The 12,711-nt window shown below is 59.5% G+C and carries 11 protein-coding genes and 1 pseudogene; 4 read left to right on the top strand and 8 right to left on the bottom strand.

Translation table 11 applies throughout. The annotated features are described in order from the left end of the window. Positions 1–207: 207 nt before the first annotated feature. Both ACSKB8_RS01105 and ACSKB8_RS01110 read right to left on the bottom strand, forming a co-directional pair. A complete protein-coding gene (locus ACSKB8_RS01105) occupies positions 208–1,512 on the bottom strand; it encodes an MFS transporter (RefSeq protein ID WP_438110304.1) in 1,305 nt (434 codons plus the stop codon). 219 nt (positions 1,513–1,731) lie between these two features. Then, positions 1,732–2,631 (bottom strand): 3-keto-5-aminohexanoate cleavage protein, encoded by a 900-nt coding sequence (locus tag ACSKB8_RS01110; RefSeq protein ID WP_438101919.1) that lies wholly within the window; start codon positions 2,629–2,631, stop codon positions 1,732–1,734. A 482-nt stretch (positions 2,632–3,113) separates the two neighbouring features. Here ACSKB8_RS01110 and ACSKB8_RS01115 point away from each other — a divergent pair. Then, positions 3,114–3,734, top strand: a pseudogene (locus tag ACSKB8_RS01115) (GlxA family transcriptional regulator); the annotation flags it as partial. A 64-nt stretch (positions 3,735–3,798) separates the two neighbouring features. Here the strand turns inward: ACSKB8_RS01115 and bla are convergent. Continuing rightward, positions 3,799–4,683 (bottom strand): class A beta-lactamase, encoded by an 885-nt coding sequence (gene bla, locus ACSKB8_RS01120; RefSeq protein WP_438101921.1) that lies wholly within the window; start codon positions 4,681–4,683, stop codon positions 3,799–3,801. A 99-nt stretch (positions 4,684–4,782) separates the two neighbouring features. On the opposite strand from bla, the gene ACSKB8_RS01125 reads away from it, so the two are divergent. Next, positions 4,783–5,685, top strand: a complete 903-nt coding sequence (locus tag ACSKB8_RS01125) for a LysR substrate-binding domain-containing protein (RefSeq protein WP_438101923.1) — start codon at positions 4,783–4,785, stop codon at positions 5,683–5,685. A gap of 70 nt (positions 5,686–5,755) precedes the next feature. On the opposite strand, the gene ACSKB8_RS01130 is transcribed toward ACSKB8_RS01125, so the two are convergent. The 3 genes from ACSKB8_RS01130 to ACSKB8_RS01140 all read right to left on the bottom strand — a co-directional run bounded on the left by ACSKB8_RS01130 (position 5,756) and on the right by ACSKB8_RS01140 (position 9,014). Next, the gene (locus ACSKB8_RS01130) at positions 5,756–6,760 is read right to left on the bottom strand and encodes a Na+-dependent transporter (protein ID WP_438101925.1); all 1,005 of its coding nucleotides are present in this window, start codon (positions 6,758–6,760) and stop codon (positions 5,756–5,758) included. A 110-nt stretch (positions 6,761–6,870) separates the two neighbouring features. Next, positions 6,871–7,905 (bottom strand): alpha/beta hydrolase fold domain-containing protein, encoded by a 1,035-nt coding sequence (locus tag ACSKB8_RS01135; protein WP_438101926.1) that lies wholly within the window; start codon positions 7,903–7,905, stop codon positions 6,871–6,873. Between the two features lie 338 nt (positions 7,906–8,243). Then, complete coding sequence (locus ACSKB8_RS01140) at positions 8,244–9,014, bottom strand: outer membrane protein (protein ID WP_438101928.1); 771 nt, start codon at positions 9,012–9,014, stop codon at positions 8,244–8,246. Positions 9,015–9,494: 480 nt separating this feature from the next. Here ACSKB8_RS01140 and ACSKB8_RS01145 point away from each other — a divergent pair, with 480 nt between their 5' ends. Together ACSKB8_RS01145 and ACSKB8_RS01150 are read left to right on the top strand one after the other, a co-directional pair. Next, the gene (locus tag ACSKB8_RS01145; protein ID WP_438101930.1) at positions 9,495–9,917 is read left to right on the top strand and encodes a hypothetical protein; all 423 of its coding nucleotides are present in this window, start codon (positions 9,495–9,497) and stop codon (positions 9,915–9,917) included. A 717-nt stretch (positions 9,918–10,634) separates the two neighbouring features. After that, positions 10,635–11,099 carry a hypothetical protein gene (locus ACSKB8_RS01150; protein ID WP_438101931.1) on the top strand — a complete coding sequence of 155 codons (465 nt, stop codon included), beginning with the start codon at positions 10,635–10,637 and terminating at the stop codon, positions 11,097–11,099. A 325-nt stretch (positions 11,100–11,424) separates the two neighbouring features. On the opposite strand, the gene ACSKB8_RS01155 is transcribed toward ACSKB8_RS01150, so the two are convergent. Together ACSKB8_RS01155 and ACSKB8_RS01160 are read right to left on the bottom strand one after the other, a co-directional pair. Next, complete coding sequence (locus ACSKB8_RS01155) at positions 11,425–12,492, bottom strand: CaiB/BaiF CoA transferase family protein (protein WP_438101935.1); 1,068 nt, start codon at positions 12,490–12,492, stop codon at positions 11,425–11,427. Between the two features lie 28 nt (positions 12,493–12,520). Next, on the bottom strand, positions 12,521–12,625 hold the full coding sequence (locus ACSKB8_RS01160; protein WP_438110306.1) for a CoA transferase: 105 nt from the start codon (positions 12,623–12,625) through the stop codon (positions 12,521–12,523). Positions 12,626–12,711 lie beyond the last annotated feature (86 nt).

Genomic DNA, 12,711 nt, shown 5'->3' on the forward strand with positions numbered 1-12,711 from the left:
CCTGAACGGCCGACCTGTTCAGGCTCGGTTCTATCGTTGAAAGTCTGGGCAGGCTAACATATCGGTCGGCAAAGTTTCGAATAGGCCTGTTTTGCGCACATCGTCAGGATTGAGTTGCCCCTTAGGCCGATACCGCGATCTCCTTTAGCAAGGTCCGCTCCAAAAGGCGCCGCCTTGCGGACAGTTTTTACCCCGAGGGTGCTCTGCTTAGGCGGTTCTGACAGAAATGTCATCATTATGCGTACCCAGGAGTCTGAGACTGCCGGCGATGCCCGTTGCAAAAACTAGAATGATTGCCATCCCGATCATGCCAGTTTCAAAGGATCCCGTCCTGTCCTTAAGGAAGCCCATCATGTACGGGCCGACGAAGGCGCCGAAGGCACCAATGGAATTGATAAATGCGATGCCTCCGGCCGCAGCAGGACCGGTAAGGAAACTTTGCGGGATCGTGTAAAGGACTGTGCGCGCGGAAATCGTGCCGATCAGAGCAAGTGTCATGCATGTGAGCGCCGGTACGAGCGACGTGAGCATTACCGAAAAGAGAAGTCCGGTGGCGCCAAGCATCAATGCGGCGATCAGATTGTAGATCTTTTTCCCCTTGCGATCGACAAGGCGTGCCCAGAGCAACATGCCTATTGTCACAAAGAAATAGGGCATGGCCGAGAGCCAGCCAACCTGCATGTTGTTCAAGTTGTGGCTCTTTAAGATCAGAGGAAGCCAGATACCAATCCCATAGGAGCTGATCGTGAAAGCGAGAGTGATGCCCGTCAACATTACCACGCGGACGTCCTTCATCGCGGCCCAGAGATCCTTTCTGACTTTATCGTGCTCTTCCCTAGCGAGCTCATCCAGCAACGCTTCGCGTTCTCGGGGCGTCAGCCACGCTGCTTTGTCCGGCGTGTCGGCCAGCAGAACGAGGCATAGGACGCAGGCCGGAAGACCTTCGATCAGAAACATCCATTGCCAGCCGGCCAGCCGCCACACTCCATCCATTCCCAACAACGAAGCCGATAGCGGATTGCCGATCAAAGAAGACAACGGTGTTGCAGCCATGAACCAGCTGTTCGCAATCGCGCCGGAAACCAGATGGAGATGTACCATATGACGCCGGAAAAAAGCCGATTCGAAAGCACCCAGAAGAAAACGTATCGCATAGAAACTGTATGGTCCAACAGCGAACGCCGTCGCCGCGGCCGCAAGGCCCCAGGTCATCATGATGCGAGCCAGCCAGCGGCGCGCACCGAAACGATACATCATCATGTTGCTGGGCACTTCCAGCAGGCAGTAACTAAAGAAGAGGATTCCGGCGCCCCAGCCGAGTTGTGCGGCACTTAAGCCAATGGCTTCGTTCATCTGCAACGCGGCGATGCCGACACTGGTCCGGTCGAGGTTGTTGAAGAAATAAGCGACGCCCAAAAGCGGCACGAGCCGCCGCGTATTCTTGGCGACAGCGCTCGCGACCAAGCCAGACCTCAGCTTGTCGTCGGCAGCATGACACTGGGCAGCAACCACGTCCAACAATTCGGTCTGCTCCTAAACACGTCGCTGCCCACCCGCACATTTTGCTCAAGCCTTGGAGCTGCGCGGCGGCATTAGGCCGATGGGCCGAGGTCCGATCTCACCTTCAAAGATCGACAGCACTCTACTCGTAGCGCCCGCGCTCAGGATCTATCTTGAACGACGCATCGAATGCGCGGGCCAGCGCACATCCCTTCCACTCGAGGGCGGCGACTATCCCAATTTGCGAGGCACCAGCCCAAGCATCGCTCGAGCCTCCACTGCAGTGGCGGGCTCGTACCCAAGTTCTCGGATAATCCTTACCGTCCGTTCGACCAGCCGCACGTTAGTAGCAAGTATACCCTGTTCGAGGTAGAGATTGTCCTCTAGCCCGACACGAACATGGCCACCAGCGAGCACCGCGTGAGTTGTTGCCGATAGCTGCGCTCGACCGATCCCACTAACGCAAAACATCGCTCCTTTGGGAAGATTCCCGATCAGCATATCAAGGATCTGCGGAGTGTACGGCAATCCGCCCTGAATTCCACGATCGGCACCCAGAACGAAATTGACCCAATAAGGGGGCTTGTCGAACCCTTTATTGATGAGACGTATTGGATCTTGGACAAGATGGGAAAGTGAGAAACATTCCCATTCAGGTTTGATGCCTGTCTTTTGGAATCGTTTCGCCATGATGTCGCAGCGGGCCGGCGAGGTATTAACGACAATCTCACGTCCGCCAAAGCTGGCCAAAACGGTGTGAGCGTCAAAAGTCGCCATGTCGGCGCCAGCCTCGAGCCCTTTTAGGCGCTCTTCGAATATAACCTCATCAAGACCGGGCTCTAGGGATCGCACCATATCTCCATCAACGCCTCCACCAGTGCTGTTGTTGATGATGATGCTGCACTTTGTCATTATCCGAGAATTGATGTCTTGGTAGATTTCCGGATTACAGGTCGCGCCGTCGTCTGGCCTGCGCGCATGCAGCGCCACGATAGAGGCACCCGCATCGTAGCACCGGTACACATCCTCGGCGATCTCCGCGGGCTGGGTCGGCAGGTGTGGGTTTTGCGATTTTTTCACCACGCCTCCCGTCGGAGCAATCGTGACAATCACTTTGCTCTCAAACTTCATACTGCGTCTCCTATCATTGACAGCTTAAGCCATTCAAGGCCGGATTTCAGATCTGTTCCGGATGGCGTCGATTGGGCCCTGGGAACTCTCCACGACTTGGACGCGAATGCTCGCATCAGGAAATAGCTGCTGCTAGCCCGCTTTATGCGAGGGAAGTCGCGAACTTTCCGGGTGGAGTATGGCGTTCGAACGTGAGAAACGACCCTTTTGGGCATCGGCCGCTACCGCATACTGCCTCAGTCCACGTTTAGACTCTCGCGCGGCGTCTTGCTCTGCGCCCTCCTCGCAAATGGAGCTGCCCAGCTCGCGCCAACAGCTGGGTAGCGAAGACGTCGCTTCGTCGGAAACGGCGTTTGTCCAGGTCATTTCATTCCTTCGGCGGGTCAGAATTCAGCGTACGCAATGCCAGTGAAGTTGCCCTGAGACCAGAGGAGATTGTGTTTGTTCTTTCCATCAAGGTCGGCGGAATAGATCGAACCGGCGTGCTGGCCGAAGCAGGCCTGCTCGACGGTCGCCGCGCCACCACGCATTGGGGCCGAACGCGCGAATTCGTCGTGCGTTATCCGAAGGTCAAGTTCGAGCCGGACCGGATCTTCACCCGCGACGGCAACGTGTGGACATCGGCGGGCATCTCCGCAGGCATCGATCTGGCCCTTGCGATGGTCACCGAAGACTATGGCGAGGAGGTCGCGCAGGCGGCCGCGCGGCAGCTCGTGCTCTATCATCGCCGCAGCGGCGGCCAATCGCAGTTTTCCTCGCTGCTGGAGCTGAAGGCGCCGAACGGCCGCTTCGGCGCGTTGTTGTCCTGGGCGCGCGAAAATCTCGACGCGCCGCTGGCGGTGGAAGATCTCGCCGATCGCGCCGGCATGAGCGCGCGGCATTTCGCCCGCGCCTTCGTCGCCGAGACCGGTACGACGCCGTCGAAGGCGATCGAGCGGCTTCGGCTCGAGGTCGCGCGCGAGCGCGTGCAGTCCTCGCGCGAGGGCATCGAGCTCGTCGCGGAGGCAACCGGCTTCGGCGACCCCGAGCGTATGCGGCGCGCCTTCATCCGCGCCTTCGGCCAGCCGCCGCAGGCGCTGCGGCGCGCGGCGCGGGCGGGGTAGGGCGCCAGGCACAAGCGTTCCGCTCCGGGATCGCCTATGCCGGACGTCGGTGTGAGCGACCAGATCAGCCGAACTCTCTCGCGACCTCGCGTCCGGCGGAAGCGATCACCTCGTTTTGCCCGTTCACATCGGGCGAGGCTCCCGTGAGGTAGACTGCGATGATGAGCGGCGAACGCTGCGGCGGCCAGACCACCGCAACGTCGTTGGTGGTGCCGTGTGCGCCGGCTCCGGTCTTGTCGCCCACGCGCCAGCCTTGTGGAAGACCGGCGCGCAATCGTTTATCGCCCGTCTTGTTTGCGATCAGCCATTTTGCGAGCTGGTCGCGAGATCTGGGCACGAGGTCGTTGCCGAACAGCAAACGCCTGAAATTCTCTGCCATTGCGTTCGGAGTCGTGGTGTCGCGGGGATCTCCTGGCGCGGCTTCGTTCAATTCGGTCTCGGTCCGGTCCAATCGCGTCACGTTGTCACCAAGACTGCGCGCAAAGGCGGTGAGGCCGGCGGTGCCGCCCATGTTCTTCAGAAGCAGGTTGCCCGCGGTGTTGTCGCTCCTCGTCATCGCGGCCTCGCAGAGTTCTCGGAGCGACATGCCGTCTGGCCCGACATGCTCACGGGTGACTGGCGAGTTCTCGACGATGTCGGCTTGTTCGATCGGGATCCGTCGGTCGAGCCGGTCCAGCTTGTCGTCAGCGCACTTCAGTATTGCTGCGGAAGCAAGCACCTTGAAGGTGCTGCACATGGGGAATCTTTCATCTCCCTTGTGATGAACCGACGCGCCGGTCTTGGTATCGAGCACAGCGACGCCGAGCCGACCGCCGCTCTTGTTCTCAAGTTGTTGAACGGCATCGAGCAGTCGTGTTGCTTCGACTGTTGAAGCGCCCGAGGCTTTCGACAGGAACAGGCTTCCTGCGAGCGCAAGTGTGGATGTGCCGAACTGACGTCGCGTTAGCATCGTGAACTCCCATTGAGCGTAGGCGTTTCTTGCTGCGCGCTCTTGCGATTGACAAACGATGGTTCGTAAGGCCATCCATAAGCAAAACTTGGATCAGATGTGGCCCGCCGTCCTCTCAGCGTTTCCAGCCTTCCACTGAACGCGCTCCGCGCCTTCGAGGCTGCCGCGCGTCATCTCAGCTTCACCAAGGCCGGCCTGGAACTTCGTGTGTCGCAGGCCGCCGTGAGCCAGCAGGTGCGGACGCTCGAACGCAGCCTGCGCGTGGAACTGTTCAGGCGGCTAACTCGCGGGCTGGCTCTGACAGAGGAAGGCGAGGCACTGTTGCCTGCCATTTCCGACGCGTTCGGTCGCATCAACCAGGTGCTGGATCGGTTCGAGAATGGTCGCATGCGCGAGACCCTGATGATTGGCGTCGTCGGAACCTTCGCGTCGGGCTGGCTCGTTCCTCGCCTCCGGAGCTTCACGTCAAGTCACCCGCAGGTCGACATAAGGATCTTTGCGAACAACAATCGCGTCGACCTCGGCGCCGAAGGTCTGGACTACGCCATTCGATTTGGCGACGGCGCGTGGCACGGGACCAACGCAGAGCGTCTGGTCGAGGCTCTTTTCACGCCGATGTGCGCGCCGTCCGTTGCGAAGCGTCTCAGGGCTCCAAGGGATCTCCACGAAGAGGTGCTGTTGCGTTCCTATCGGTCAGGCGAGTGGGCACAATGGTTCGATGTCGCGAAATGCAGGCAACCTCGGATGACGGGTCCGACCTTCGACTCGTCGGTCTCCATGGCGCATGCCGCGGCTCAAGGGGGCGGGGTTGCGCTGTTGCCAGTCGCGCTGTTTTCAGAGGATGTGTCGCGCAAGCAGCTGGTCTGTCCTTACGATATCAGGGTCTATCTCGGATCGTACTGGCTCACGTCCCTGAAATCGAAGCGGGACACGAACGCGATGCAGGCATTCCGGGACTGGATATTGGCGGAATGCAAGAAGATGAAGCGGCACAAGGCGTGACCGTCACATCGGGACGGCGCCTCGCGGCCTCGGGGAGTCGCCATGGTACTGGGGCGCGCGGTGCAGGCGGCTAGGTGACGCGGCCTGCGGGGGCAGTGCTGGAGGTATCGCGCCCCGTCAGCCGCCGCGCGATCGGCATCAGCATGTACGGCGCAAGATGAATCGGAAACTGCGTCATCGCGAAATAGAGCCAGGTGGTGGGCGGCAAGGCGCCCGCCGTCGCCGCCAGCATCAGGCCGAGATTGCGCTGTGACACCATCAGACCGAGTGCCAGTGCGCGCTCGGTGCCGATGCGACGGAACAGCAGCGTGGTGATGGCGAGCAGCGTAAAATAGATCGCGAAGGACAGAGCTGCGAGGCTGAGGGTGAAAAGCGGCTGTGCGAGGAGGTCGCTCACGACATCGCCCATGATCGCGGTAGCGAAGATGAAGAGGATAATGATGTTGAGACCGTCGATCGGCGTCTTGTGACGCTGGATCGCCTTTGCGCCGAAGAGCCATCGGATGATTGTGGCGGCCAGCAGCGATGCGGCGAGGATGCCAAGCAGCTTCAAACCCAGTGTCAGCGGCGTGATGCTCAGCATGTCGCCGAGGAAGAGGCCTGCGAACATCGAGGCCGTGAAGGGCACCAGCGCGGTCGAGGTTACCAGCGTGATCAGCACGAGCGTGGCATCGAGGCCCATCAGCGCCGCCAGGGCCGGGGAAGCCATCATCGGCGAGGCAATGCTCTGGAGCATCAGGGCGAGCGTCAGCCCGGGCGCACGGACCGTGAGGCCGGTTGCGTGCGCGATCAATCCGACGATCAGCGGCACGCCTATCGTGGTCCAGGCGGTGGCGGTCGCAACCAGCGCCGGCCGGCGCAGATGGCTGTAGAGGGCGGCCAGATCGACCCGCATGAAGGAAATGCAGAGCAGGCACAGGATGGCCTCGGTGAGATAGGGACGCAGCAATGCGCCGAGCGGTGGCACCGCGGCCGCGATGAACACGACAGCGGCGACCGCGCGGGTGCCCTGGCTGCCGAGCCATGTCAGGACGCGCAGCGGAACGGCGAAGATGGTCTGAAGAACGGGAGGCATCTCGATGTTGCGTCAGTGAAGATCCGTAGCCCGGATGAGCGCAGCGATATCCGGGACAAATGTTCGCGTGCGGCGAGAGCGGTCCCGCATGTCGCTATCGCTCATGCGGGCTACAAGGCCTTCAGCCACGCACCGATCTCGCTGACGGCGACATTGGCCTGCGGCAACAGTTTGCCCATGGTGAAGAAGCCATGGAATTGGCCGGGATAGTGCTTGGTGGTGACGGGCACGCCGGCCTGGCTGAGGCGCGCGGCATATTCGTTGCCTTCGTCGCGCAGATCGGCACCGGCGGTCAGCACGTAGGCTGGCGGCAGACCGGCCAGGCTTTGCGCCCGTGCCGGCGAAGCGCCCCAATCGTGAACGTCGGCGGCGCCGTTCAAATAATGGTGCGTGATCAGAATTTCCGGGTCCGTCTTTAGATCGACGCGCGCGCGATTGACTGTGTTGCCGCGGGGAGGATCACCGCGGTCCGTCCAATAGAGAACGCGGTTAGCAAGGTCCAACTCAAGGTGAACCGGTTCCGGCAAGCCTTCGAATAGCACCTCGATGTCGTAGCGATTCGCCGGGCTCTCACCGTTCGGAATGTCGATGTTGGCGCGGAAGATTCGGCCTTGACCGGCATTGTCAGGACCTTTTTGCGTCCAATAGAGCCGGCGGCGCTCGGTGTCGATGGTGACGCCAATGCACCACCTGGTCGGGTCGCGCCGGTCCACCTCACCGCGGCCTGCCTCGATGAGCGTCTCTATGTCCGTGCCGTCGAGGTTGCACCGCATACCCCGCATCCCTTCGCGATCACACCAGTAGAGCTTGCCGCATTTGCGATCGAGCTGGATCTGCTTCGGTGTGAAAGTGGCACCGCGGGGAACGATGACTTTACGATCTGTTCCATCGATATCGGCACGCTCGATCGAGCCATCGTTGATGGCGACACCGGATCCCATGTTGGTCCAGTAGATATGACCGGCGCGGACATCAATTGCGACTCCGTCAGGAAGCCGACAGTCGGTAACAATAACTGTTCGATCGGAGCCATCTGGATTCATGGCTTGAATGCGGTTGGTGCTCACTTCGAGAAAGAACAGCCGACGAACTACCAACTCCGGGTCGGGCGACAATTCCGATGTGACGGCGTTAGCGTCGGTCATGTTCTCCCCTCACGATTGGTCGGATGTGCTCGGCGCAAGATTGCGCTCCAGGATACGATGCTTGCCGAACCCTGTTTTCGTGCATGGGTGAGAGTCGATCATCAGTTGTTTGGCGCACTGAAGTAGCTTGCATTTACGCGCTATCCTGCGGCAATCCGGCGGCTGAGCTGCACAGTATCGGTAAACAGCGGAGCAAGAGCCGGACCAATTGCCGACCATTCAGCCCATCGATTGTCGGCCAAACCATTTAGCTGGAGCCTAAATTCACCGGACAGTGGTTTCCACACACCACCTTCCTTCGCAGCTTCCAGCGATGGAATGCATCTTACAGACGAGGGTCAATATTTCGCGACGGCGTCACTCGAGCGGTAATTCACACGGACTAAACCGATGTCGACGTCCTGACTGATGCGGGCGGTCCCTGCTCGAGCGCCCGCCGGAATGCCTACGCCGCCGATTGAAAAAACGAAGTCCACGTCCCGACGGCCAATGAACAAGTGATCGTACTCAATGCCGACGGACCAATTCGGAGCGAAGCCAAATTCGAGGCCCGCGCCTACCGTACCGCCCCAACGAATTTCCCTGCCAGTGTCGATTGTCAGCCCAGTTGCAAAGTCGAAGACCCGATATTTGTCGCGGACGCCCGCAGCGCCCCCCTTCATATAGAGCAGCACGTTATTCCAGACGTAACCGACCTGACCCGTAAACAACCCAAATGCATCAATTCTGGATTCATCCCGGACGCCCGCGAAAGCGTTATTGGCGTTAGAGCCCTTGAAATCGCCCCAGTTGCCCTGCGCCTCAAGGCCGAACACTGAGTTCGCTATCTGCCAGCGGTAGCCGATTTGACCGCCGGCGGTACCTCCTGTTGCGTCATGGCACCCCATGGCGAGCGGCGGAGCAATGACCAGGCCGCCAGCGTTGACGACATCCCAGCACTGGTGCGCGGAGCCAGCGCCCCCGTTAATGCCGGTGTAGAAGCCGCTCCACTCGTAGATCCGAGTGACCATTGGGAGCGCTTTGATGGAGGGCCGCGCGGCCAGATCAGCGGCGGAGACCGGCGCGGCCAGTGCGATAAGCGCTAATGTGCCCAGCAGGACTTCTTTCATTTGTTTGGCTCCGTTGCGTATCGATTACCTTGATGGTTGATCGAGCACGATAGCCATGTGTACGCCCTCTGCATCAATTGCCAAAGCTGGCAGTTGACCGCACCGCAAGCCTTCCCTGAGCATTCGACAGAAGAACAGAATTTGATGTCGGGAAGTTAGCGATTTAGTCGTCCGAACAGCCGATCGATGACCCTCCATCTGAGTCTCATTCCTCCTTCACACTTATGTAGCGACTAGCAGAAGCGACTTTGACTAGGCGTGCGAGAGATCGGCTTGTTCGCCGTGCGGGTGACCAGACCGAACACAAGCCCTGTTCCGCTGATGCGCATCCTTCCGCAGAACTAGGCAGAGCGGCGCCTTGGAGCCCCTTTCAGTTCATCTGCGTAATAGCATCATACTTTCGTCCGTGCCGTTGGCACACCAATTGCTGGAACACGACTACGAAAGAACGTCCCTACTTCGATGGTCGAGAGAATATCGATGTCAAACCCGAATTGGTTCTCATGGTACTCTTTTCCATTCTTTGCGCCACTCAGCGGGGCAGTGGCTCAGGACATTGAAACAAATGTTGGCGCGCAACTCGACGACGATGTAGCCAAAAAACTTAGCGTAACGGAACGGTTCGACGCCCTATCCGACGCCGTGGAAGAACTTGATGATAAGCTCGCGACGCTCGCGAAGGCACTCGGGCAGACACCTACACTGGAGACCTTCGGGGAGAAATCCGGGCAGACAACGCCTATGCGGCGCCTAAGAAACATGGTAGATGCGGTAAACAAGATCAAAGACCGTCATCGCCGAGACGCCGATCTGGAAGCTAAGCGCGCGCTGAGCCGCCTGAAGACCGTTGACCCTGCGCGGTACAGCGAATTCATTCGTGAGTACGAGGAGGGCGGCCGCTGACATTTGATCGCTCGATAAGCGCGTCTTCTGTCGAACAGCATCATTGCCGCCCTCCCAGGTCGATCAGCCCTGGATGGAGAGTTCTTTCCATACAATGTTCGGCCTAGAAGAGCGGCGCGACATCTCAGTGGTCTCAAACAGATGCCACCGATTTGGAACTTCGAGGCTCTCTGGTGAGATGGCGCCGCCAGCCGGCCGCTACTACGGTACGATCCGTCCAGGCGATCGCTCTCGGTTGGGATCTTCACCTCTCTCGGCCCGACGACACGGATGCCCAAACTTCTACACGAAGGCCGATGCATTCCGCGGGGCGCCGCGCACAGTACATAGTTTCCTGTTCTTAAATGAAGGGACTCGAACACGTCGTTAGTGGCACGGCGATTGCTAAAGTAGAGTTGGACGCGGTGATGGGCGACGATGTGCTCTTGCAGTCTCCAATCCAGGGGTTCAGATGAGGGCTTCTCGTTCGATCAATCAAAGCCATGCAGATGCTGCCGTCCCTCAGGTGCGGAGCCGCTCTTGGCGTCGCGGCGCCGAGCTGAGGACAGCGGCAGCGTTCACTCCTACCGCCATGTTGCTACACAAGAATCCTGAAGGCCCGCCGGCGACGAATTTCTGGTGTGTTTCGACGAACTGCATTTTACATCGATGCCTTTGCCACGCTGGACGATTCCAGCGTACCAGTGCTGTCGCGATCGATCATAACAGGAGATGAGGATGACGAAGGAAGCCGGAATCAACGATGACGTCGGCGGTGCAACAGGCGGATTTCAGGACTTTGCCAAGCAAACCATCGAAACGCAGACGGAGTTCTCGAAAAGATTGTTCGATATCTATTGGCATTGGCAAGAGCGAATTCAAACCGAATCTACGCAGGCGATAGAGCTCTTCGGGAAGGTCACTTCCACGACCTCCGCAAACGATCAAATCGGCTATCTTCAGACCTGGATAAAAGGTGCCACGCAGCGGGTCTCGCAGGATGTGATCTACTCGATTGAAACCGCGAAAGCCCTCGCGAACGTCGACCTTCCGCTGTTCGCCAGCCCCGAGCTCTTCAAGCCGACAGTTCTCTTCCCTCCTTTGGCATCGTTCAACTTGCCAGCCGGGGCTGGGATCAACTTTCATTACGGCTCTTGGCAGCTGCCGACGCTCCGGATCGAAGGCGGTCGACCAGAGCGTTGAAAGTTGGGCTTCCTTATCAGGAGTTCACGGTAGGACAGGGTCTCTGAAGGGGCGCCACCAGCACATGCCATTGGTGCGTTGTTCGCAATGATGTTCACTCCGCCGCTCGCAAAGCCAACAGCAACATTTCGGCCCGGCTATGATCGTCAGCCAAGCCGGGCGTGACTGCACTAGATCGGTAGTCCAACCCGGTGGTGTCGTTACGGGCGCCTTTTGCGTCGCTACTCTCGGACCAGCAGATGCCGGCAACATCGGCATCACTACGTTTTGGTCTCCTGGACGTCGTTGGCTCGACCATTAGGTTCACGACCAGTTGTTTGCTGTGCTAGCTCCCGTCGGAGAGCATCGACGTCCCGATGATTCCCTCCGAGGCCAATTGTGCGATCTCGGCGCAGGAGAGCCCGAGAAGTCCTGATAGGATCTCATTGTTATGCTCTCCGAGCGTTGGCGCCGCTGTGCGGATCGCAACCGGCCCCGAACCGTCGCGGATCGGCATCGACGGCTGTGGATGCAAGCCAATGAACGCGCGTTCCACTTCCTGTAGAAATGCACGCGACCTGAGATGCGGGTCCGTGAGCAGGTCAGTTGGCTGTCGGGCCACGCCGGCCGCAATTCGTCCCGCCTGCAACTTTGACATCGCCTGGTCGGCATCGCGGGTGATCGTCCAGGCTTCGATGGCCCTCTCTATCTCGTCCTCGATACAGCGGCGAGCTTCTGCAGATTGCAGCGATACGTCTATTGCCCAGTCTGGCCGTCCGATGACCATGGCGAGCCTCTGCCACATCTTCTCGTCGATCGCGGCGAGCATGACCCAGCTGTCCTCACCCGAGCACCGGAAGGAGCCATACGGAACGAACTGCGGATGTCGAGTACCATACTTAGGGAGCGGCATGCCGCCAATCGATTGAAATGTGATCCACGGCGCCGCAAACGGCATCATGCATTCGATTTGCGCAACGTCAATGAACTGTCCGCGTCCGGTATTGCGGGCGTGAATCAGCGCGACCAGAACTGCTGCGCAGCCGTTCAGCCCACCGACGGCGTCCCCAAAGGCGACATGGCTCATTACGGGTGGCCCGTCCGGATTTCCGACGACGATCGGCAGCCCTGACCCCTGCTCGAGAGTCGAACCGTAGGCCCGACAATCGCGATAGAGGCTGTTCGCGCCAAAGGCTGACATCGACAACATGACGAGCCGAGGATTGAGCCTTCGGAGCACATCGTAACCAAGCCCGAGCTTCGGCAGCACATTAACCGAATAATTGTCTACGACGACATCGGCTCCGGCCACAAGACGCTTGGCAAGAGCGAGGCCCTGGGGCCGCGACAGGTCGAGCGTGATGCCCCGCTTGTTGCGGTTCATGACGCAGAAGGCTTGGCGCCTTTCGTACATCTGAGCGTCGACATAAGCGGGCCGCCGGTCAACGCCACGCCACCAATCCGGATACCTGGTGGAACTCGATCTTGATGACATCCGCGCCAAGATCAGCCAGGGTGCGCGTACACAACGGGCCCGCCCAGCCCATCGTGAAGTCGATAATGCGAACCCCACGCAACGGCTGTCGTTCGGCATCGATGCACGTGGACGACCGGGGCCCGGCCAAAGAGGGCT

The organism is Bradyrhizobium sp. BR 1432 (assembly GCF_051547705.1).
Taxonomy (GTDB): Bacteria; Pseudomonadota; Alphaproteobacteria; order Rhizobiales; family Xanthobacteraceae; genus Bradyrhizobium; species Bradyrhizobium zhanjiangense.

Excerpts from the sequence above, each read along its gene's own strand:
- ACSKB8_RS01110 (WP_438101919.1), bottom strand. The coding sequence starts at position 2,631 with ATGAAGTTTGAGAGCAAAGTGATTGTCACGATTGCTCCGACGGGAGGC.
- bla (WP_438101921.1), bottom strand. The coding sequence starts at position 4,683 with ATGCTAACGCGACGTCAGTTCGGCACATCCACACTTGCGCTCGCAGGA.
- ACSKB8_RS01130 (WP_438101925.1), bottom strand. The coding sequence starts at position 6,760 with ATGCCTCCCGTTCTTCAGACCATCTTCGCCGTTCCGCTGCGCGTCCTG.
- ACSKB8_RS01135 (WP_438101926.1), bottom strand. The coding sequence starts at position 7,905 with ATGACCGACGCTAACGCCGTCACATCGGAATTGTCGCCCGACCCGGAG.
- ACSKB8_RS01140 (WP_438101928.1), bottom strand. The coding sequence starts at position 9,014 with ATGAAAGAAGTCCTGCTGGGCACATTAGCGCTTATCGCACTGGCCGCG.
- ACSKB8_RS01145 (WP_438101930.1), top strand. The coding sequence starts at position 9,495 with ATGTCAAACCCGAATTGGTTCTCATGGTACTCTTTTCCATTCTTTGCG.
- ACSKB8_RS01150 (WP_438101931.1), top strand. The coding sequence starts at position 10,635 with ATGACGAAGGAAGCCGGAATCAACGATGACGTCGGCGGTGCAACAGGC.
- ACSKB8_RS01155 (WP_438101935.1), bottom strand. The coding sequence starts at position 12,492 with ATGTACGAAAGGCGCCAAGCCTTCTGCGTCATGAACCGCAACAAGCGG.
- ACSKB8_RS01160 (WP_438110306.1), bottom strand. The coding sequence starts at position 12,625 with ATGGGCTGGGCGGGCCCGTTGTGTACGCGCACCCTGGCTGATCTTGGC.